The following is a 20,963-nucleotide window of genomic DNA, read 5'->3' on the forward strand; positions in this document are numbered from 1 at the left end:
GTGATTTTATAGCGGTCTATTCCTTATTTTTCCGGTGACGGTTGTTCGCTGGGAATGGATGATTCGTTGGCAGGGGTCGGTATTTTCACCGGCTCCAGACCGATTTTTTTTCCTTCTTCGATCATAAACGGAAGGGCGGCTTCGAGCGTGTTTGTAACGGTTCCTTCCAGAATGGCCTCGCGCACGGCGGTTTTGATTTGCCCTACTTCTTTGGACGGTTTCAGCCCAAAGGTTTCCATGATCAGTTCTCCCGTTATAACCGGCTGGAAATTACGCAGTTTGTCCCGTTCGTCAAGCTCCCGGAGTTTGCGTTCGACCTTATCGAAGTTGGCGATGTGCTTGCGGACGCGGTCGTAATTTTTCGACGTGATATCGGCTCGGCACAGGTTCATCAGGGCTTCCAGATCGTCGCCGGCTTCAATGAGCAGTCGGCGGAGGGCCGAGTCGGTAATCTGCTCCTTGACGAGGGCAATGGGGCGCAGGTGCAACCGGACGAGTTTTTTAACAAACCGCATTTTCTCGTTCAGCGGCAGCTTCATTTGCCGGAAAATACCCGGAACCAGTTTAGCCCCCAGGTCTTCGTGGCCGTGAAACGTCCAGCCCACTTTCGGATCAAACCGTTTGGTGGCGGGTTTGGCAATGTCGTGGAGCAAAGCCGCCCACCGCAGCCAGAGATCGTCGGAACGGTCGGCCACGTTGTCGAGCACTTGCAGCGTGTGGTAAAAATTATCTTTGTGGCCTTTTCCTTCAATCGTTTCAACGCCTTTCAGGGCTACCAGTTCCGGAAAAATCAGGTCCAGCAAACCGGCGTGAAACAGCAGTTTGAAGCCGTAAGACGGTTTGGCCGACAGAATGATTTTGTTCAGTTCATCGGTAATCCGTTCCCGCGAAACAATCGTAATCCGGTCTTTCATTCCGGCAATGGCATCAAACGTATCGGGTTCAATGTCAAAGCCCAGTTGCGCAGCAAACCGGATGGCGCGCATCATCCGGAGCGGATCATCGGAGAACGTAACCGTCGGGTCGAGCGGGGTCCGGATGGTTTTCCGGCGCAGATCGTCCAGACCGCCAAACGGGTCCAGAATCTGGCCGAAATCGCCCTGGTTCAGGCTGATTCCCATTGCGTTGATTGTAAAATCCCGGCGGTTCTGATCGTCTTCCAGCGTGCCGTCTTCCACAATCGGTTTCCGGGATTCGGAGCGGTACGATTCTTTTCGGGCACCCACAAACTCCACTTCCCAACTGTCGGGCGAATCGGTCGATGCTTCTCCGTCGGACTCCGAAAAGCCGGAGCGCAGCATGGCCGTACCGAAATTTTTAAAAACCGTTACCGGCACTTTCAGTTCACGGCCCACGGCTTCGGCCAGTTCGATGCCACTGCCGATGCAAACAATATCAATGTCTTTCGACGGACGCTTCAAAATCAGATCCCGAACAAAACCGCCAATGACGTACGCGCGAACATCAAGCGCAGCCGCCTGCCGGGCGATTACTTCAAAAATGGGATTGGTATGTAAGGTCTCAGCAAAGTTCATAGAACAAACGAATAATGAATCGGGCGACCAGACGTCGGCGGTTGCGGTGCGGTTCATTATTTTCTTAAAAAGGCTACTTCTCCCTTTGGACCTAATTCCATAATGCGGGGTAACTGAACCTGGGCGGGTAAGTCGCCCCACGAGACAGTTGGCTGGGACAGACCGACCGGCCATTCAATACCTTCAAATGGCAGCGCGAGCAGCCCACGTCCAAACGCCCCGATGAGTTTCCGCACCGGTTCGCTCAGGGTTTTTCGCACCGGCACCTGCGCCCGGAAGGCTTCAGGGAGGTTAACACCGTTAGATAATAGAACCGTCAACGGCTTTTCGGCAAAGTCAATCAAATCCCAGGCCACTTCCGGCACGGGCCGGACATAAAGATTTAATTGGCCGCTATCGGTGATCAGGATGGTGGGCAGCGGAGCCGGAACCAGATCTTTCCGGACATCCAGCAAATGCTGAACGGCTTCTGCGTGGCCGGGATCGCAGGCCAGCGAAACCCCGGTTTCATCGTTTAACTGGATGAGTCGGCCCTGCCGGAGTTCGGCAACGATATCGCGTGGTGTTGGTGTCATAGTCGTAACAAGCCGCAAAAGTACGGCAAGTTTTTGGAAAGCTGTTTGAATTATAAGCAAACCGTCTTAGATTTCATTCAAATGTCTGTTTTTGCGGTTTCCCACTTGCGACCAATGAATTTAGTTAGAAATCCGATTATGTCCTTTTTTCGAAGCAGGCCGAAGCGTGCGCTTATTTTTAGTATTCTCTTTTTAGGGGTCATTTCGGGCCTACAGGCTCAGAAAACCGCTCCGGTATCCAAAGAAACCGTGGCGCTTTCCAAATTGTATGTCATTCCTGATAAACGCTACATCATGCGGGGCGATGGCAAACCGTTTTTCTGGCTGGGCGATACGGCCTGGGAATTGTTTCATCGGCTGACGAAGGAAGAAGCGGATCTTTACCTGAAAAACCGGGCGGCCAAAGGGTTTACGGTCATTCAGGCCGTGGTGCTGGCCGAACTGGACGGTTTGACGCAGCCTAATCAGTATGGACAATTACCGCTCGTCAATAACGACCCCACAAAACCAAACGAAGCCTATTTTCAGCACGTCGACTGGGTGGTTAACCGGGCGGCTGAACTGGGTCTGGTGGTCGGTATGCTGCCGACCTGGGGCGATAAATTCAACAAAAAATGGGGGAAAGGACCGGAGATTTTCAATACGGCCAACGCCCGCACGTACGGCGAATTCATTGGGAAGCGGTACCGTGGTAAACCGGTCATCTGGATTCTGGGCGGAGATCGCAATCCGGAGGGTGAACAGCGACTGGCCCTGATCCGGGCGATGGCCGAAGGACTCAAAAAAGGCGACGGCGGTACTAAACTGATGACCTACCACCCGCAGGGCGACAGCAATTCGGCGGGATTTTTTCACAGCGACAAATGGCTTAACATCAATATGTTTCAGTCGGGCCATAGCGCCAGGAACAAGAAAAATTACGTGCTGCAACGGCAGAATTACGCCATGTTTCCCCCAAAACCGACGCTGGATGGCGAGCCACGTTATGAAGATCATCCGGTGGCGCATAAACCGGAACAGGGCTATTTTGACGATTTTGACGTACGGCAGGCGGCCTGGTGGGCCATGCTGTCGGGCGGTTGCGGGCATACGTACGGCAATCATAACATCTGGCAGTTTTTTGATATCGACCGGAACCCGCCGGTTTCGTCGGCCCGTACATACTGGAAGCGGGCGCTCGATCATGCCGGGGCGTTTCAGATGGGAATTATGCGCCGGTTATTCGAGTCACACCCGTGGACGCGCCTGATGCCTGACGACCGGCTGATTCAGAACACCAACCCCGACGACGGTAATCATCAGGTAGCGGCTATTTCGGAAGATGATAATTTTCTGATTGCTTACACGCCCAACGGCAGCCCGTTGAAAATTGACCTGCTCCGGCTGAGTGCCGCACCCAAAGTTCTGGCCTACTGGTATAACCCGCGTGATGGGAAAAGCCTGAAAATTGGCGAATTTCCGAATACCGCTCCGCAGGAGTTTAAACCGCCTTTTGCGGGTCCAACCACAGACTGGGTGCTGGTGCTGGACGACGCCAGAGCACCCTTTGCGGGTTTCGGATTAAAGAAATAGGACGCTTTGCCGCACGGTTTGAACTGCCGTTGCGTTACAAAAGAAAGAAGAATACCGTTATTAGGTTATGAATCCGGGCGTTGGAAAATATTTGATCGGGATTGGGATAATCGTTGTCCTGGCCGGTGTTGTCGTTTACTTTTTTGGCGATAAGCTGAACTGGCTGGGCCGGCTGCCGGGCGACATTCGTATTGAAGGCAAAAACGGCGGGTTTTACTTTCCAATTGTTACGTGCATTGTCGTCAGCATTTTGCTGAACCTTATCGTTGTTTTGATCCGGAAGTTTTTTGGGTAGTCTTGTCCGGTGCTTCGGAGCGGCTTGACGGATTGTGGTTCGGTTCTGAAAGGTTGCAGGTAACTTTGTTGATGTAAAATACCTCGCGGGGGGGAGCCAGCGAGCGATCGGTTGAGATTTTCTGAAAACCACAGGCCAGGAAATGACCGTCGTACCAGGCTTCCAGCTGATCGTTTTCGGAATACACTACTTTTTCGTTTTCAGCCAGTTTTTTCAGCGAGTATTTCTCCCGTTCCCGCACCACTTTTCCGCCCTCGATTACTTCCGAGTTGATTTCGCCCTCGTGTGGGTAAGCCAGCACCGTGGCATTTCCCGTACGCAGTACCTGCACCATCGGATGCAGATCGTAGCTGGTCAAATCCGGAATGGGAAGCGAATTGTCCCACAATAGCCGCCCTTTTTTGTCAAAACCACACATGAAAGCATGGGTATACCGGTAACCTTCCTGATACCGGTCGAACGAGCGGGTGCTGCCAATGAACGGATACGAACTGCCCCGGTATTGCGGGTAATAGACTTCTGCCACCAGCATCAGGCCCTCTTCCGTCGGGATCAGGTCATGCACCAGCAGCCGGTACCGGAACTTGGTATCCTTGCCCTGGTCTTTCCGCCGAGCCAGCCGTTCCAGCATTTTCTGCTGCCGCTTGGGTTTCATGTAATTGAAAAAATTCTGGAGTTCCGAAAAGTCAATGTAACGGGTTTCCTCCGTGGTGGTAACCACCATATTGTTTCCTTCCTTGTCCACGTCCAGCGGGGCAACGGCGTTGCGGATGCGCGAAATGTAAACACCCTGCGAATAGGGGGTACAGTCGTTGGAATAATTCCCGACGAGCAGCGATTCTTCGTCGTTAAGGGGCAGCAGTTTCCCCGAAATCAGGCTGTGTTCATTGCCGTCCAGATTCACTGTCCGCAGTAGTTTGCCTTCGTAGGAATAGGTCCGGACCGTAAATTCGCAATTGCGCTGGTGGGTAGCGTCGGTCATGACGTGCACCAGCCGCCGGTACTCGTCTACTTCAATGTTGTTGAGCTGAATGTGATTGGTATAAAGGCCCGGTAAAACCTTGGAAGTCAGGTCGAAAAATGAAAACGACACCACGACCGGACGCGAACGGTAATAGCCGCCGAGGTAAGCGATGTTGTCGAGCACTTTAAAGTGAAAAATCTCCATCGGCGTAACCAGATCGCCCTTGAACGACTCCATTGAGCCGTCTTCCAGATTCAGGCGGAGAACCGATATTTTCTCGTTCTCGTCTTCCTTCATGAGCCAGTACAGATAATGTTCGGTACGGCAGGAGCGGACGGGTTCGTAATAGGACTCAATTTTATATTCAGCCGTCCAGAGTTGCTTGAGATTTGTGTCGTAGCGTTTGAACAAGAATTTGGTGGGGGCCGACGAGTAATAATCGCCCTGCCGAACGTTGACCAGCACCCCCCGGTCGCCCAGGGGCGTTACGTCGAACACATCCTCCGAGTTCTGGCTAATGGGTAATTCTAGCCGGACGGAAGGCTCAAACTGGGCCAGCGCGGGAACAACAGCTACTACCATCCAGCACCACAATCCAATCGCGAGACGTCTGATCATCAGCATTATAATTAAATACTGATTAAAGTTAAGCAATCCGCTCAGTTTCTGCAAAGCGAAACGCATTAACTTACCACCAAAACAAGCCTGCCAAACGTTTGGGCCGGTGCCGGAAGCGCGTCAACACAAACCGGTCTTTGCCACGGTGATAACGATAGTAATGGTTTCCTACCTGTAACCAGGTGCGGGAGTGTAGTTGCGCCGGATCAATATCGTCTTCCAGTGTATGCAGCGAGCCTTTGGTCCGGCGGGCAATGGTGTAAAAATCCGGATGAAAAGCCTGGGTTGAATCCCAGTCACGACCGCAGAGTACAACGTGTACCGGTTTAGTGATCTGATTGAGCAACGCCATATCTTTTACGGGGTTATCAATGTCGGCAATCAGAATTAAATGATCGGCGTTCGGAAAGCGGTTTTGTGCAAAAAGCAGCGCTTCTATATCGTTTTCGGCCTCGTTGGCATTATGGAGGGTATTGCGGTAGGCTGCCAGAAAGGTAGGTAAGGCCCGGGCCGGGTCACGCTCGGTCGTAGCAAATAGTTGCCCGGCTGGTCCGCCCGCCCGGGTTTCCCGGCCCAGGCTGTCGCAATCGGTAAATAAAACCGTGCCTTTGATAGCCGAATTTTGGGCGTTTTTCTTCAACCAGGCATAAAGTTGCGTGCTGTAGGGCGTCATGCTGGTGGTAAAATCACAAACCACCACGGCATTTGGCCAGGTCTGACTGTTACGGGTCAGCACCCGATACGTAGTCGAATCCGTTCCAAACAAGCCGCTCAGCATCTGCTGCTGAATCCGTATTTCTGGTACCGGAGCAACGCGAATCGGCAAAACAGCCGTTTTTTTCCACCAGTCGGCAGGCGGCAAAACCGACCGGCTTTCCATGTACTTTTCACGAAACGACATGGGGGGGCGAAGCTCATCATTGTATAGTTCGGTGTTTCGGGACGGCACTTCCGTTTTTTTGGGAAGCGAAGTGCTAACCGTGTTTTGATGGATAGAGCCGGGAAAACCCTCCGTTTGGCTGGGAAGGGAAACGTTGTTTTTCGGCAGACGAAGCGATGGGCTGATCCCAACAGGGTGATTCGGTACGGTATTCCGGCCTAACCACATCAGCAAACTGCCGACCAGAAAGACAATCAGCGCCAGGATCGGCCAGGGCCGGAACCGCCGTCGGCACAGCCTTGGCCGCAGTTGTTCCCAGCCCGCCGGGTCGTAGTCGGGCCGGTGAGCGTCCAGCGTCTGGCGGACCCAGTCGTGCAGCATTTTATCGTTTGGTTCGCTCATGGCGGTCGGTGGTTTGAGCGTTCAGCGCCAGCCGGAGCAGGCGGTTGGCTTCGGTCAGATGCGCCCGCGACGTGCTTTCGGCCAGGTGTAGCCAGTCGGCAATTTCGCGGTGAGAATAGCCTTCCAGCACGTACAGGCTGAAAACAAGCCGGTAAGGAAGCGGAAGCCGGTGCAAAGCCGCCAGAATATGCTCGGCCGAAAGCTGGGCCAGGATGGCTTCGTCGTTCAGATGCGGTTCTGCCAATTGATTACCAACGGTTTCAGCAGAAATTTCGACGGCTTTTTGGGGCCGTTTACGGTAGTAATCAATGGCCGTGTTAACCATAATCCGCCGTAGCCACGGCAGAACGGCTTCCGGATTTTTGAGTTGGTTCAGGCTGCGGAAGGCTTTCAGAAAACCGTCGTTCAGCATTTCGCAGGCATCTTCGCGGCTGTCGGCATACGCTAGGCATACCGATAGGGCATAGCTATAAAACCGTTCGTAGAACGCTTTCATAGCCGTCTCGCTTCCCCGTCGACAGCTTTCAATCAGCTCTGGTAATGTGCGTGGTGTCAGGCTATTACTGGCAGTTTGAATAGGTGTATGTTTCAGTCAAAGCCGTTCGCTGCGGAAGCGCATTGGGATGCAGCAGCCGGATTTCCCCGGTGGTACTTTCCACCAGACCCTGCGCATTCACGGTTGGCGTACTGGTTTTTTCCGAAATGTGCTGTATGGCATTGGTTTGTGAATTAATGGCATACGGACTGTATTTGCTCAGGACGCCGGTTACACCAAATTCCGGCAGCATTGGCGGGTGGCCTTTGAAAGCCGGTAAGGTGCTTATGGCCGGTTTGGCATTACTCCATTCCTGTGTATAATAACCCGTTAACTGGTTATTTACAAATTCCTCGGTTTTAATAAGCCGTTGCTGGTTATCGTACGTGTTTTGCTGGGTATAACCGCCGGGCAGGGCCATCTTCGTCACTAAACCGTTCTGCAAGGTTAAAGGGCGGCTTTCGGTGGTTTCGTTTTTTTCGACGTAGTCAATTACCTGTCCACTTTTGTACGTCCAGATGCGCTGAACCGGACCAGACGGTTTCTCGGGAGCGTCGGCAGGAACGGTTTCGGGGGTTCGGGTGTCGGTTTTGGTCAATAATTCGCCTTTCACATCATAATTCAATACAACCGTAGAACGGGTGACAACTCCATACGGGTTCTGATCCCGGGCTTCGTAACCTGTTAACCGTTCGTCTGTATACGAATAGGTGGTGGTTGACGAGCGTTGCTGCAAATGGATGGTGTTGTTGGGGCGGGTCGTTTGTTCGGAAGTCTGGGACGCAGAGGTCGTCAGGAAGCCGTTGGCGTCGTACGTGTACGTATCCATAACCGTGTAGAGCTGGTTGCCAATACCGTTCGGATAGGACAGGGTGCGCTTAAACGCTTTCTGGGTCAGATTGCCGTCGGCGTTGTACGTGAAATTCGTTTCCTCCTGTTGGCTGTACACATCCGATTGGGCCGTTGCCATAATCTTCTGAATGCGACAGGCTGACTGGCGGGCGGCTTCTTTGGGGCGGCTGGGGTCACAACCGGTGAGGATTCCAGAGCCGAAGATAAGCAGCAGAAATCGGGTGGTCGTTTTCATCGGACAAGGTAGTAAGGAAAGATAGAGATTGGTAAACAGGGCAATGCCCTCTAGACGACAAAGTGGGCATAAACGCTGGCAAAATGCCGAAGTTTTTTTGTTACCCGGAAAAGAAGCCGCTAAAACCGGCCCGGAACACGATTCGAAAAGTAATTTTTGCCGTAGCTTTGTGCGTGAATCAGCCGTACCTTTCATGGTTGATTCCACCAACCACTTGCTTTTATTGAATGGATATTCAGGCACAACTCAAACAGGCTATTTCGGAAGCGATTCAATCGTTGTATGAGACGCCCGTTGACAACGTTTTACTACAACCGACTAAGAAAGAATTTGAAGGGCTGTATACCTTCGTGACCTTCCCGCTGACCAAAACCACCCGAAAACCGCCGGTCGAAATCGGGCAGGCTATTGGTCAATACATCCAGGAAAATACAACGCTGATCAGCAAATACAACGTAGTTCAGGGCTTTTTGAACCTGAGCATTGCCGATGCGGTCTGGGTGGAGGAGTTAAACGGCATTCTGGACAATCCGAAGCTGGGACAGTTACCCGCCAAAAATGAATCGGTGATGGTCGAGTTTTCGTCGCCGAATACCAACAAACCGCTGCACCTGGGCCACCTGCGCAACAATTTCCTGGGCGATTCGGTCAGCCGGATTCTGGTGGCGAATGGCTACGATGTGGTTAAAGCCTGTCTGGTCAACGACCGGGGGATTCACATCTGTAAGTCGATGCTGGCGTATCAGGAGTTTGGCAATGGCGAAACACCCGAATCGACGGGCATGAAAGGCGACCACCTGATCGGAAAATATTACGTCTGGTTCGACAAGGCCTATAAGCAGCAGATTGAGGAACTGATTGAGGAAGGACTGCCCAAAGAAGAAGCCGAGAAAAAAGCGCCGTTGCTGCTGAAAGTGCAGGAAATGCTGCGGAAGTGGGAGCAGGGCGACCCCGAAACCGTCGAACTCTGGAAAAAAATGAATGCCTGGGTGTACGAAGGGTTTGCCGAAACGTATTTCCAGATTGGCGTCCGGTTCGATAAAACGTATTACGAATCGGAGACGTATGTATTGGGCAAGGACGTGATCGAAGACGGTTTGCAGCAGAACGTTTTCTACCGCAAAGCCGACGGCTCCGTATGGATTGACCTGACCGACGAGGGACTCGATCACAAACTGGTGCTGCGCTCGGATGGTACGTCGGTGTATATCACGCAGGATCTGGGAACGACGGACCTGAAGTTTCAGGACTTTCCGATCAGGCGAGGCATCTGGGTAGTGGGCAACGAGCAGGATTATCATTTTGCGGTGTTGTTTGCTATTCTGCGCCGGTTGGGCCGTTCGTATGCCGACGGGTTGTTCCACCTGTCGTACGGGATGGTCGATTTGCCGAGTGGCAAGATGAAATCACGCGAAGGAACCGTGGTGGATGCCGACGATCTGATTGGCGAAATGGTGGAAACCGCCCGCAACCGGACCCGGGATTTGGGCAAGATCGACGATTTCGAGAGTGAAGAAGCGGCCCGCCTGTACCATATGCTGGCCATGGGGGCGTTAAAATATTACCTGCTGAAAGTGGATCCGAAAAAACGGATGACGTTCAACCCCGAAGAGTCAATCGATTTTCAGGGCCATACCGGTCCGTTTGTGCAGTATACACACGCCCGAATCTGCTCCGTATTGCGGAAAGCCGACCAATTGGGCGTCCAGCCCGCAGCGGAATTAGTTACGGTCGAATTGGCTGATAGTGAGCAACAACTTGTATATTTACTGACGCAGTTTGCGCAGCGGATTACGGAAGCAGGCACCGATTACGCACCCTCGTATCTGGCCCAGTATGCCTTTGAATTGGCCAAGGCGTATAACCAGTTTTACGGGGAGTTGTCGATCCTGTCGGAGCCCAACGCCGACAAGCTGAAATTCCGGGTGGCGCTGTCGAAAGCAGTAGCGGAAACTATCCGGAAATCAATGGAGTTATTAGGAATCGAAGTGCCAACTAAAATGTAACCTTTTCCCGATTCATATGAAAAAGCTGCTCCTTGTAGTAACCGTTGGTGTTGTGGCTGTAACCTTATCCAGCTTTATGTCTGTAAAAACCGTTATCAATTTTCTGCTGAGCGATAAAAGCGAAGTGGCCGTTCGTCCGGCGTCGGCAACGGCTCCGGCCAAGTCTCTGTACGACTTTACCGTTAATTCCATCGAAGGAAAAACCGTGCCCCTCAAGCAGTATCGGGGTAAGAAAGTCGTCATCCTGAACACGGCTTCCAAGTGCGGTTTTACCAAACAGTTTGCCGATTGGGAAGCGTTTTACAAAGAACACGGCGACAAAGTGGTGGTACTGGGCTTCCCGTCCAACAACTTTAAAAGCCAGGACCCCGGCTCGAACGCCGAGATTGCCGAATTTTGCAAAAAGAACTACGGTGTATCCTTCCCGATGTTCGAGAAAGTTGACGTGATTGGCGAAAGCCAGGCTCCGCTCTACAAGTGGCTGTCTGACAAGTCGGCGAACGGCTGGAACGACAAAGTTCCGACCTGGAACTTCTGCAAATACGTCATCAACGAGAAAGGCGAACTGACGCACTTCTTCGCTTCCAAAGTATTACCGACCGACGAAGAGTTCAAAAAAGCCGTCGGCATTTAAGAGTTAAGAATGAAGAGTTAAGAGTTAAGAGTTGAATGCGTCAGCTAACTCTTAACTCTTAACTTTTAACTCATCACTATGAAAAGTTGGCTTGCGGCTGCCCGGCCGCGTACCTTACCCTTGTCGTTGGCCAGCATTATTCTGGGGAGCTTTCTGGCCTCCTCAGCAGGCCGGTTTAGCTGGAAAATCTTTATTCTGGCTTCTCTCACTACTATTTTTCTACAAATCCTTTCCAACTTCGCCAATGATTACGGCGACGCGGTGTCGGGGAAAGATACCGCCGAGCGCGTAGGCCCCCGCCGGGCCGTAGCTACGGGCTTGATTACCAAAGAAGCTATGCTGCGCGGGATTATCGTTACGGCGGTTCTGTCGCTGATTTCGGGCGTCTGGCTGTTGTTTGAGTCGCTGAAAAACGCGTCGGCGCAGGTGTTCTGGATTTTTCTGGGACTAGGATTCCTCTGCATCGGTGCGGCCATTGCCTATACCAACGGCAAACGGCCCTATGGCTACAGTGGTTTTGGCGACATTGCCGTGTTGCTTTTTTTCGGTTGGGTGGGCGTATTGGGAACTTACTTTTTGCATACGTTATCGTTTGATCCGGGGCTTCTTCTGCCAGCCACCAGCGTGGGTCTGCTGGCAACGGGCGTGCTGAATATCAACAACATCCGGGATATTGAAACGGATGCTAAAACCGGCAAAAACTCCATTCCGGTGCGGCTGGGGCGTCAGCGTGCCATTCGGTACCACTGGCTGCTGCTGCTGGGCGGAATGTTGTGCGCGGTGTTTTATACGCTGACCACCGGCTACCACTGGCTGAACTGGCTGTACCTGCTGGCCTTTCCGCTGTTTGTGCTGAATGGTCGGGCGGTGGCCAATCACCGGCAACCGGGCGAACTGAATCCACGACTGGGCCAACTGGCGATGTCGACCTTACTGTTTGTGGTGTTGTGGGGCGTGGCGCTGGTTAGTTAACAACCCTACTTCTCGGAAGCATGAAAACGATCGGCATTATCGGAGGGATGACCTGGGAAAGTACAGCGGCTTATTACCGTCTTATGAATCAGGAAGTTGGGAAGCGGCTGGGTGGTAATTATTCGGCAAAAATTATTCTGTCGAGTGCCAATTTTGAGGAGTTTGACCAATGGCAACGCGCCGACGATTGGCAGGCCATCGAAACCGCCGTTGATGATATGGCCCAGAGCCTGGTCCGCGCCGGAGCCGACTGCGTGGTGATTGCCTGCAATACCCAGCACGAAGTGGCCGACGCTGTGGCCGAACGATTACCGGTTCCGCTGATTCATATTGCTGATGTGACGGCAGAAGCCATTCAGAGGGCGGGTTTTCAGAAAGTAGGTTTGCTCGGAACCCGTTACACGATGGAACGCCAGTTTATTCGTGGCCGACTCAGGGAGCGCTTCGGTATCGACGTCACGTTGCCGAACCCAGAAGACCAGCAGTATATCCACCAGAAGATTTATACCGAGTTCAGTCAGGGCGTTTTCAGTGAAAGCACGCGTGAGCGATTCGTGTCCATCATTGAGAAACTGGCTCAGGACGGCGCGCAAGGCGTTATTCTGGGATGCACTGAAATTCCGTTGCTGGTACAGTCCCGCCATACCGCCGTCCCTTTGTTCGACACGACAACGCTTCATGCGCTGGCAGCCGTTAACTTTAGCTTGGCCAAAATTTCAATTGCCGGATAAACATATTTCAAACAATTCACGTCATAACGTGTTAAAACCAGTAAGATGGTGGACGCGGAGATGATAGGATTGTGCGGAAGGTGTTCACCATCTTTTCTTTTTATCGCCTTCTTAGACGGGTAGTTATCAGACAAATTGTTGCAGGAATTGATTCTTGATGCCGTTATGCCACCTCCATCAATTCGTTTAAGAAGACAGATTGTAAAAGAACAGTTTGTAAAATAGAATTGACCATAACTAAAAGTCCGTGTTTCTGAAAGCTAGTATCTTCCAGAAACACGGACTTTCTTTTAACCGCCTGGCTTGTTAGGCGACGGCTACTTTTAAACGGAGACGGAACTCGTCCATTTCAATTTCCGTCGCGTTGCCGTTCAGGTCCGTAACCAGGTCGAGCGACAGCGCCTGCACTTCCTGACAGATGTAGTCCTTATGCGTCTGGATGGCCGTGTTCAGCACCTCATTCGGGCCTTCGCCGGTACCTTCCTCCAGTTCGATCCGGATTTTATCGGTCACGTCGAAATTCTGGTCTTTGCGCAGGTTCTGGATGCGGTTGATAAAGTCGCGGGCGATGCCTTCCTGCCGCAGTTCAGCCGTGATGGTAACGTCCAGCGCCACCGTCAAACCGTTCTGGCTGGCGACAATCCAGCCCGGCACATCCTCCGTCCGGATATCCACGTCGGCCAGCGTAATCTCGCCAAGCGCCAGTTGCAGGCTTCCGGCGGCTTCCAGCTTGCGGATGTCGTCCTCGGTCATGGCGTTGATCGTCGTAGCGATATCTTTCATCATTGGCCCAAATTTCGGCCCGAGCGTCTTGAAATTCGGCTTGATTTTCTTTTTCAGAATACCGGATGCATCGTCGATGAATTCCACGGCTTTGACGTTTACTTCCGACTGGATAATCGGCGAAACGTGTTCGATTTGCCGACGTGTGGTTTCGTTCAGAACCGGGATCAGCACCTTCGTCAAAGGCTGGCGCACCTTGATTTTGTGGCCTTTCCGCAGCGAGTGAACCAGCGAACAGATATCCTGACCGAGTTGCATCGACGTTTCCAGATCGCTGTCGATCAGGGTGGTTTCGGCTTTCGGGAACGACGACAGGTGAACCGACAACTCTTGTTCTTTCGTCAGGTTGCGGTATAGCCAGTCGGCGAAGAACGGCGCGATGGGCGACATCAGTTTTGAAACCGTCGTCAGACACTCGTGCAGCGTTTCGTAAGCCGCCTGTTTATCTTCCGCCGAACTGCCCTGCGCCGAACCCGTCCAGAACCGCCGACGCGACAGCCGTACGTACCAGTTCGACAACTGATCGTTGACAAAATCCTGAATGGCCCGGCCTGCTTTCGTCGGGTTGTAATTCTCGAACTGCTGCTCGACTTCCAATACCAGCGACTGCAATTTCGACAGAATCCAGCGATCCAGTTCCGGGCGTTGTTCAACCGGAATGGTCCGCACACCGTCGAAATCGAACTGGTCGAGGTTGGCATACAGCGCGAAGAACGAATACGTATTATAGAGCGTTCCGAAAAACCGGCGCTGAACCTCGGCAATACCGTCGAGGTTGAACTTCAGGTTGTCCCAGGGCTCGGCGTTGGTGATCATGTACCAGCGCGTTGCATCGGCGCCGTACGTTTCCAGCGTCGTAAACGGATCGATGGCATTGCCCAGCCGCTTCGACATTTTGTTGCCGTTTTTGTCGAGCACCAGACCTGTTGAAACCACGTTTTTAAAGGCCACCGACGAATCGGCTTTACCGTCCAGCGTGCCCAGCATCCCCGAAATGGCGTGAAGCGTGAAGAACCACCCGCGCGTTTGATCGACCCCTTCCGAAATGAAATCCGCCGGGTACGCTTTGTCGAAAATATCCTTGTTCTCGAACGGATAATGCCACTGCGCGTACGGCATAGCCCCGGAGTCAAACCACACGTCGATCAGGTCCGGTTCGCGTTGCAGCACCTTGCCGGACTCGGAAAGCAGGTACAGTTCATCAACAAAAGGCCGGTGCAGGTCATAATCGCCCGACGCCAGTTTTTGTAGATAGGCTTCGTTTTTGGCTTTTTGCTCTTCCGACAACACACCCGACGCCACGGCTTTTTGGACTTCCGCTTTCAGTTCGGCTACCGAGCCAATGCAGACTTCTTCACCGGTATCGTTGCGCCAGATGGGCAACGGTGTTCCCCAGAACCGGCTGCGGCTCAGGTTCCAGTCAACGAGGTTTTCGAGCCAGTTGCCAAACCGTCCGGTTCCGGTGCTTTCGGGGTTCCAGTTGATGGTTTTGTTCAGTTCGACCAGTTTGTCCTTCACCGCCGTCGTGCGGATAAACCAGCTATCGAGCGGGTAGTACAACACGGGTTTGTCGGTCCGCCAGCAGTGCGGGTAGGGGTGTTCGTATTTCTCCACGTTGAAGGCTTTGCCCTCGCTCTTGAGCTTGATGGCAATCAGCACGTCGGTAGGCTTGAACTCCGGTGCGTCCTGCTCCTCGTCCGAGTAATATTGCTCTTTCACATACCGGCCGCCAAACTCACCGATTTCCTTCACAAACCGGCCCTGTTTATCGACAATCGGTACTTCTTTACCGTTTTCGTCCTTCACCATGATGGCCGGGATACCGTTCTGCTGGGCAACCCGGAAGTCGTCAGCCCCGAAGGTCGGAGCCGTGTGGACTACGCCCGTACCATCTTCGGTCGTCACGAAATCGCCGAGGATAACGCGGAAGGCCGGTCGGTCGGGCTGGACGTAGGGCAGAAGCTGCTCGTATTCGATACCGGCCAGATCCGCGCCTTTGAATTCGCCCACAATCGTCCACGGCAGCAGTTTTTTGTCCGAAGCCGCGTAGCCTTCCAGATCGCCGTCCTTGCCTTTTTCGTTGAACCATCGCCCTACCAGCGCTTTCGCCAGCACCACGTGTACAGGTTCGTGGGTGTACGGGTTGAACGTTTTCACCAGCACATAGTCAATGTCTTTCCCAACGGTCAGGGCCGCGTTGGCGGGCAGCGTCCAGGGGGTTGTCGTCCAGGCCAGGATGTAGGGCGTTGTTCCTGACAGGTCGCCAAAGACGCGGGCGGTTTGCTCCGACGGTTTGGTTTTAAACATCGCCACAATCGTCGTGTCCTTCACGTCTTTGTACGTGCCGGGCATGTTCAGTTCGTGCGACGACAGACCCGTTCCGGCTTTGGGCGAATACGGCTGAATCGTGTATCCTTTGTATAGTAAACCCTTCTGATACAGCTCCTTGAGCAGATACCAGATGGATTCGATGTATTCGGTATGATAGGTAACGTACGGACTGTCGAGGTCGACCCAGTAGCCCATTTTTTCGGTCAGGTCGTTCCACATATCCGTAAACTTCATCACGGCTTCGCGGCACTTCTGGTTGTAGGCTTCGATGCTGATACCGCCTTCCGATTCGGGTTTGCCGATATGGTCTTTGTTGATACCCAGTTCTTTTTCAACCTGCAACTCAATGGGCAGCCCGTGCGTATCCCAGCCGCCCTTGCGCTTCACCTGAAAGCCCTGTAGGGTTTTATACCGGCAGAAAATATCCTTGATCGACCGCGCCATGACGTGGTGAATACCCGGTTTTCCGTTGGCCGACGGCGGTCCTTCGTAAAACGTAAACGTAGGCTGTCCTTCGCGCGTTTCAACCGATTGTTCGAAGACGCGATTGGCTTTCCAGAACGCTAAAATATCGTTGGTTACCTGTGCGTAATTCAGGTTTTTGTATTCTTTGTAACTCACGGTATTGCTGGATTTGAAATCAGGTGCAAAGATACGGATTTTTAAGGTGAGTAGCGGACAATCCCCCAAAGTAGAATTGTTTAGACCCGATTAGCGTGATTGACGGCTTTCAGGCTCACGGCGGAGCAAGGTTTCCGACTGGTTGTTGCTGCAACGCTTTTCCAAGTGGTTCTGTATCCGGTACGCTATTAGGATGTTAGACGCTTTCTTTGCACTTTTACTGGTAGTTGGTCGTATTTTGTTCTGATTCAATTTGAAACGAAGCCTATACTGAAACAGCCGCAAGCTTACCGGTATAGCAATTATGTTAACCGTATTGCCGGTAATTCAGGTTCTTTTTAAGGATGGTATGGCATGAATGAATTGGAACGATCGGCAGGAAACGCTTCCCAATGGCAGCACCTCCGAACCCCTACGGATCAGCGGGCTTTGTTCGATCGTTTTGGCGCGATGGCTTATGGGGTTATTTTACAGATACTCCCCCAAACGCATTTGGCGCAGGAGGCACTGCTGGACGTATTCACTTCCTTATCGTTGTCTTCTTTTTCGACCAGTTCAACCAGTCCCGCCCTTGCTATCATCAGGCTGGCCCGTTTGAAGGCGCTTGAACGTAAAGCCCGAACGAGCGAACCGGACGCTGCCAGTGCCGAGCCCAGTTCGTCGGCGGGCCGTTTCTCCCCGGAGTTTATTTTTGATCTGTCATTTCGCCAGGGATATTCATTTGATGCGATTTCCGAACAATTGGATATTTCAAAACCGGAGATCTTAAAAGCCGTCCGGAATTACATACATCTGTTTCGTCGTTCGTAATTACACAGGAAGTTGGATATTCAGAATTACATAAGTAGCGGAGTTTTAGAAGCTTATTTGCTGGGGCTAGCCTCGGAGGAGGAAGAGCAGGACGTTCAGCAAATGAAGGTTCTTTATCCGGAAGTTTCTGCGGCTTTAAATGAGCTTGAAATTGTAATTGAACAATATTGTCTGGATAATGCGGTTCCGCCACCGCCCGGAACCTGGGAACTCATTCAGGCCCGGACGACCGGCAAGGAGATCAAAAAACGCGATCTGAACGGGCAGGAGCAGCAGAAAAACGACGAGCCAAAAGCCGACAAACCAGCGTATCTGGAAGTCGAAGTAAGCGATTCCTTCATCCGGGTCCACAGGCTCTGGCGGCTTGCTTTTCTGATTGTTTTTATTCTGTCAAAGATTTTCCTGATCGCCGGTTTATACTATTATTTCAAAGCCGACAGCCAGCAGCAGGAAATCGAACGGCTTAAAACCGTCATCGAGCGACAGCAAACCGTTCGTTAATCATCCCGGCCAAACCCGTTACAGGTTTGGCCATTGTCCTTCTTTTATATCGGCCAGTTTTAATTTAGCGGGGTCAACCACCACATATTTTATCTTTTTCCGGTGATGGGTGTACGTAATATGCACCCGTCCGTCGCGCGTTTGAATAACGGCCGGATACGAAAACTCACCGCCGGGTTCCTTCTCCAGCACTACACCCGCCTGCCATTGTTTTCCGTCGGGCGACAGGGCCACGTTCAGCGGGGAGCGGCCCTTTGGCGTGTGGTTATACACCAGCAACTGCCGACCGTCGCGCAGGGTGACGGCATCCGTTCCGGAATTGGGATTGGGCAGTTCCGTCGCTTTCAAGGCCGACCAGGTCTTGCCGCCATCCTCCGACCAGGCTTCCAGTACATGCTTATTTTTGCTTCGGCAAAGCAACTGCAACCGGCCGCCCGGATGGAACAATACGCTGGGTTGAATGGCGCTGAATTCTTTACCGTCGTTGAGCGCCGGAGTTTTCTGCCAGGTTTTGCCGCCGTCCGCAGAACTTTCCATGTGGAGCCGCCAGCCGTTGTCTTCGCTGCTCGACGGACTGAGCAACGTGCCGGATGCCAGCAGGACGGGTTTGTTTTTAATCGGCCCCACGATGTTGTCGGGTAGTCGCTCGGGTTTCGACCAGGTTTTACCGCCATCGGACGAGGTGATTTTCATGCCCCACCAGGTTTCCGGATCGGGCCCGACTTTGTAAAACAGCAGCAGCGGGCCTTTGGGCATTTGAAACAAGACCGGGTTCCAGGTTGGGTGTCGGCTACCGTCAGGCTGAACACCGTTGGCGACTTCGACCGGGGCCGTCCAGCCCTTTTTAGTCCGGCGGCTGACCCAGATGCCAACGTCGGGATGTTTTTCACGCGTACCGCCAAACCAGGACGCCACAATACCGTCTGGCGTTTCGGCTAGGGTGGAGGCATGGCAGGAGGGGAAGGGTGCCTGCTCGTAAATGAATTCGGAGGTGACGATACCGCTGGTTTGCTGAGCGGCCAGAAAGCCGGGCAACAGGCCCAGCAAAAGAATAATCACTGTGGTTTTCATGCGTAGTTGGAGGGTTAGGAAGTAGGGTCAAAGGTATTGGTTTTATGCTCTAAATAAAAAGCAGAAAGCCGTAAGAGACAATCCCCTACGGCTTTCCGGCAATTCTAAAACGTTAAATTCCTTTGTTCAGCACCCGCACTTTGACGTGCGACGGGTTTTTGTTGGAGAAGTAAACCCGGTGGGTAGCCTTCTGGTAATCGGCTTCTGTTGCGTCGTAAATATTCATGAATTTCTGCGGATTGCGGTCTACCAGCGGAAACCACGAACTTTGCACCTGCACCATCATTTTGTGGCCTTTTTTGAACGTGTGGGCCGCGTCCTGCATATCGAACTTTACCTCCGCAATCTCGCCAGGCTTCAGCGGTTCTGGCTTCGAAAAGCTGTTCCGGAATTTAGCCCGCATGACCTCGCCCCGCACCATGAGCTGAAAACCGGCCATTTTAGTCGTCGGAATCGGGCTGGTGGCTTTGGTGGTGTCGGGATATACGTCGATAAGTTTGACTACAAAATCGGCATCCGTGCCGGTGGTCGAGACAAAGAGGTTCGCCATGACGTTGCCGGTAATGGTCACGTCCTCGGTTAACGGTTCCGACTCGTATACCAGCACGTCGGGGCGCGCAGCCGCAAACCGCTGGTCCTCGTACATGAAATCGCTGCCCCGGATAATCCGGACTTCGTTGGTATACGGAACCGGTTTTTTCGGATCGCTGAGGTATTCATCAAACACCGGTTCGGTTTCTTTTGGTGCTTCAAACGACAGCTTACCGTTGGTGTGCAGGTAAATGTTGCGTTCCTGCGACTCCTTGGGCGGCCACTGGCTGTACTGTTTCCACTCGTTGGAACCCGTCAGAAAAATCGACGCTTCCGGCAGTTGCGGATCGGGGCCGTCTTTCAGGTAATGATTGAAAAACGCCAGTTCGATTTTCTCCCGGTAATACGGTGCGGTTTTAGCACCAAATGTAATATTGCCCAGCACATCACCGTTGCTGCGCGCCCAGCCGCCGTGAATCCACGGACCCATCACCAGAATGTTTTTGGTCTTCGGGTTTTTGCTCTCGATGCCGGCGTAGGTCTTCAGCGGACCGTACAAATCTTCCTGATCGAACCAGCCGCCCACCGTCATCACCGCCGGTTTGATGTTTTTCAGGTGCGGCACGGGCGTCCGGGCCTGCCAGAATTCATCGTAATTCGGGTGGTCGATCATCTCCTGCCAGACTTTGTTCTGGTTGTTGAAAAACCGTTCGTTTATTTTCGAGAGCGGTCCGACATTCATGTAGAACTTGTACGAATCGGGCGTTCCGTAGGCTGAGAAACCGGGCGACGGTTTGGACGTTGGAACAGGCCGGGGCTTACCGTACGACGACAGAAAGGCAAACGTCCCCATCAGGAAAAACGCGCCGTTGTGGTGCCGGTCGTCGCCCATATACCAGTCGGTTACGGGAGCCTGGGGCGATACGGCTTTCAGGGCCGGGTGGGCGTCGATGGCCGTCATGGTCGTGTAAAAACCGGGGGCCGAAATCCCCCAGGTGCCTACCCGGCCGTTGTTGTTCGGAATGTTTTTGATGAGCCAGTCGATGGAATCATACGTGTCCGAACTCTCGTCCACATCGGTTTTTTTCTTCTTATCGGGGTTATGCGGCCGAACGGCCACAAACTCGCCCTCCGACATCCAGCGTCCACGAACATCCTGATAAACAAAAATATAGCCGTCTCTGGCAAACGCCATTGAAGGACCCAGCGACGTTTTATACTTATCTTCCCCGTACGGAGCCACGCTGTAGGGCGTCCGGTCGAACATGATCGGATATTTCTGCGACGTGTTTTTCGGAACATAAATGGAGGTAAACAGCTTTGCCCCGTCGCGCATCGGCACCATCCGTTCCATCTTGGTGTAATTCTGGACGATATACAGCGAATCGGCTTTGTTGACCACCGGCTGTGCCAGCAACGGGCTTGCCAAAACCGTTCCGAAGGCCAGCGACAGAAGCCGACGAACGGACGGTATTTTCAGGTTCATTTTCATACAGTTTAGTGTGTTGA

At 52.8% G+C, this 20,963-nt stretch carries 17 protein-coding genes; 8 read left to right on the plus strand and 9 right to left on the minus strand.

Annotated elements, in window-relative coordinates; genetic code table 11:
* Nucleotides 1-23: 23 nt before the first annotated feature.
* Nucleotides 24-1,535, minus strand: coding sequence for a CCA tRNA nucleotidyltransferase (locus LX87_RS06270; RefSeq protein ID WP_111627512.1), 1,512 nt, complete (start codon nt 1,533-1,535; stop codon nt 24-26).
* A gap of 56 nt (nt 1,536-1,591) precedes the next feature.
* Nucleotides 1,592-2,110, minus strand: a complete 519-nt coding sequence (locus LX87_RS06275) for an L-threonylcarbamoyladenylate synthase (RefSeq protein WP_111627274.1) — start codon at nt 2,108-2,110, stop codon at nt 1,592-1,594.
* Nucleotides 2,111-2,248: 138 nt separating this feature from the next.
* Here LX87_RS06275 and LX87_RS06280 point away from each other — a divergent pair, with 138 nt between their 5' ends.
* Together LX87_RS06280 and LX87_RS06285 are read left to right on the plus strand one after the other, a co-directional pair.
* Entirely contained in the window at nt 2,249-3,682 is a 1,434-nt protein-coding gene (locus LX87_RS06280; protein ID WP_229310557.1) for a glycoside hydrolase family 140 protein, read from the plus strand.
* Between the two features lie 67 nt (nt 3,683-3,749).
* Nucleotides 3,750-3,977: a DUF2905 domain-containing protein gene (locus tag LX87_RS06285; protein WP_111627275.1), complete on the plus strand. Its 228-nt coding sequence runs from the start codon at nt 3,750-3,752 to the stop codon at nt 3,975-3,977.
* Here LX87_RS06285 and LX87_RS06290 read toward each other — a convergent pair.
* From LX87_RS06290 to LX87_RS06305, 4 genes are all read right to left on the minus strand, one after another.
* Nucleotides 3,943-5,559 (minus strand): hypothetical protein, encoded by a 1,617-nt coding sequence (locus LX87_RS06290; protein WP_229310558.1) that lies wholly within the window; start codon nt 5,557-5,559, stop codon nt 3,943-3,945. The genes LX87_RS06285 and LX87_RS06290 overlap by 35 nt on opposite strands.
* Before the next feature lie 70 nt (nt 5,560-5,629).
* Nucleotides 5,630-6,841 carry a hypothetical protein gene (locus tag LX87_RS06295; protein WP_111627276.1) on the minus strand — a complete coding sequence of 404 codons (1,212 nt, stop codon included), beginning with the start codon at nt 6,839-6,841 and terminating at the stop codon, nt 5,630-5,632.
* Nucleotides 6,822-7,337 carry an RNA polymerase sigma factor gene (locus LX87_RS06300; RefSeq protein WP_111627277.1) on the minus strand — a complete coding sequence of 172 codons (516 nt, stop codon included), beginning with the start codon at nt 7,335-7,337 and terminating at the stop codon, nt 6,822-6,824. Before LX87_RS06300 ends, LX87_RS06295 begins: the two co-directional genes overlap by 20 nt.
* A gap of 64 nt (nt 7,338-7,401) precedes the next feature.
* Nucleotides 7,402-8,463, minus strand: coding sequence for a hypothetical protein (locus tag LX87_RS06305; RefSeq protein WP_111627278.1), 1,062 nt, complete (start codon nt 8,461-8,463; stop codon nt 7,402-7,404).
* A 227-nt stretch (nt 8,464-8,690) separates the two neighbouring features.
* Between LX87_RS06305 and argS the strand changes: the two genes are divergently transcribed.
* The 4 genes from argS to LX87_RS06325 all read left to right on the plus strand — a co-directional run bounded on the left by argS (nt 8,691) and on the right by LX87_RS06325 (nt 12,806).
* A complete protein-coding gene (gene argS, locus LX87_RS06310) occupies nt 8,691-10,469 on the plus strand; it encodes an arginine--tRNA ligase (RefSeq protein WP_111627279.1) in 1,779 nt (592 codons plus the stop codon).
* A 16-nt stretch (nt 10,470-10,485) separates the two neighbouring features.
* Nucleotides 10,486-11,103, plus strand: coding sequence for a glutathione peroxidase (locus LX87_RS06315; protein WP_111627280.1), 618 nt, complete (start codon nt 10,486-10,488; stop codon nt 11,101-11,103).
* A 78-nt stretch (nt 11,104-11,181) separates the two neighbouring features.
* A complete protein-coding gene (locus tag LX87_RS06320) occupies nt 11,182-12,075 on the plus strand; it encodes a 1,4-dihydroxy-2-naphthoate polyprenyltransferase (protein ID WP_111627281.1) in 894 nt (297 codons plus the stop codon).
* Between the two features lie 20 nt (nt 12,076-12,095).
* Complete coding sequence (locus tag LX87_RS06325; RefSeq protein WP_111627282.1) at nt 12,096-12,806, plus strand: aspartate/glutamate racemase family protein; 711 nt, start codon at nt 12,096-12,098, stop codon at nt 12,804-12,806.
* Nucleotides 12,807-13,112: 306 nt separating this feature from the next.
* On the opposite strand, the gene ileS is transcribed toward LX87_RS06325, so the two are convergent.
* Entirely contained in the window at nt 13,113-16,541 is a 3,429-nt protein-coding gene (gene ileS / locus LX87_RS06330) for an isoleucine--tRNA ligase (protein WP_111627515.1), read from the minus strand.
* 354 nt (nt 16,542-16,895) lie between these two features.
* On the opposite strand from ileS, the gene LX87_RS06335 reads away from it, so the two are divergent.
* Together LX87_RS06335 and LX87_RS06340 are read left to right on the plus strand one after the other, a co-directional pair.
* Complete coding sequence (locus tag LX87_RS06335; RefSeq protein WP_111627283.1) at nt 16,896-17,351, plus strand: hypothetical protein; 456 nt, start codon at nt 16,896-16,898, stop codon at nt 17,349-17,351.
* A gap of 102 nt (nt 17,352-17,453) precedes the next feature.
* Nucleotides 17,454-17,852, plus strand: coding sequence for a hypothetical protein (locus LX87_RS06340; protein ID WP_229310559.1), 399 nt, complete (start codon nt 17,454-17,456; stop codon nt 17,850-17,852).
* Nucleotides 17,853-17,870: 18 nt separating this feature from the next.
* Here LX87_RS06340 and LX87_RS06345 read toward each other — a convergent pair whose 3' ends face one another.
* Nucleotides 17,871-18,923 (minus strand): sialidase family protein, encoded by a 1,053-nt coding sequence (locus LX87_RS06345; protein ID WP_111627285.1) that lies wholly within the window; start codon nt 18,921-18,923, stop codon nt 17,871-17,873.
* Between the two features lie 112 nt (nt 18,924-19,035).
* Entirely contained in the window at nt 19,036-20,946 is a 1,911-nt protein-coding gene (locus LX87_RS06350) for a CocE/NonD family hydrolase (RefSeq protein WP_229310560.1), read from the minus strand.
* Nucleotides 20,947-20,963: the final 17 nt, after the last annotated feature.

This window comes from Larkinella arboricola (assembly GCF_003259745.1).
Classification (GTDB): Bacteria; Bacteroidota; Bacteroidia; order Cytophagales; family Spirosomataceae; genus Larkinella; species Larkinella arboricola.

Bases quoted from the DNA above. Each gene is read 5' to 3' on its own strand.
- LX87_RS06270 (WP_111627512.1), bottom strand. From the start codon at position 1,535: ATGAACTTTGCTGAGACCTTACATACCAATCCCATTTTTGAAGTAATC.
- LX87_RS06275 (WP_111627274.1), bottom strand. From the start codon at position 2,110: ATGACACCAACACCACGCGATATCGTTGCCGAACTCCGGCAGGGCCGA.
- LX87_RS06280 (WP_229310557.1), top strand. From the start codon at position 2,249: ATGTCCTTTTTTCGAAGCAGGCCGAAGCGTGCGCTTATTTTTAGTATT.
- LX87_RS06285 (WP_111627275.1), top strand. From the start codon at position 3,750: ATGAATCCGGGCGTTGGAAAATATTTGATCGGGATTGGGATAATCGTT.
- LX87_RS06290 (WP_229310558.1), bottom strand. From the start codon at position 5,559: ATGATCAGACGTCTCGCGATTGGATTGTGGTGCTGGATGGTAGTAGCT.
- LX87_RS06295 (WP_111627276.1), bottom strand. From the start codon at position 6,841: ATGAGCGAACCAAACGATAAAATGCTGCACGACTGGGTCCGCCAGACG.
- LX87_RS06300 (WP_111627277.1), bottom strand. From the start codon at position 7,337: ATGAAAGCGTTCTACGAACGGTTTTATAGCTATGCCCTATCGGTATGC.
- LX87_RS06305 (WP_111627278.1), bottom strand. From the start codon at position 8,463: ATGAAAACGACCACCCGATTTCTGCTGCTTATCTTCGGCTCTGGAATC.
- argS (WP_111627279.1), top strand. From the start codon at position 8,691: ATGGATATTCAGGCACAACTCAAACAGGCTATTTCGGAAGCGATTCAA.
- LX87_RS06315 (WP_111627280.1), top strand. From the start codon at position 10,486: ATGAAAAAGCTGCTCCTTGTAGTAACCGTTGGTGTTGTGGCTGTAACC.
- LX87_RS06320 (WP_111627281.1), top strand. From the start codon at position 11,182: ATGAAAAGTTGGCTTGCGGCTGCCCGGCCGCGTACCTTACCCTTGTCG.
- LX87_RS06325 (WP_111627282.1), top strand. From the start codon at position 12,096: ATGAAAACGATCGGCATTATCGGAGGGATGACCTGGGAAAGTACAGCG.
- LX87_RS06335 (WP_111627283.1), top strand. From the start codon at position 16,896: ATGAATGAATTGGAACGATCGGCAGGAAACGCTTCCCAATGGCAGCAC.
- LX87_RS06340 (WP_229310559.1), top strand. From the start codon at position 17,454: ATGAAGGTTCTTTATCCGGAAGTTTCTGCGGCTTTAAATGAGCTTGAA.
- LX87_RS06345 (WP_111627285.1), bottom strand. From the start codon at position 18,923: ATGAAAACCACAGTGATTATTCTTTTGCTGGGCCTGTTGCCCGGCTTT.
- LX87_RS06350 (WP_229310560.1), bottom strand. From the start codon at position 20,946: ATGAAAATGAACCTGAAAATACCGTCCGTTCGTCGGCTTCTGTCGCTG.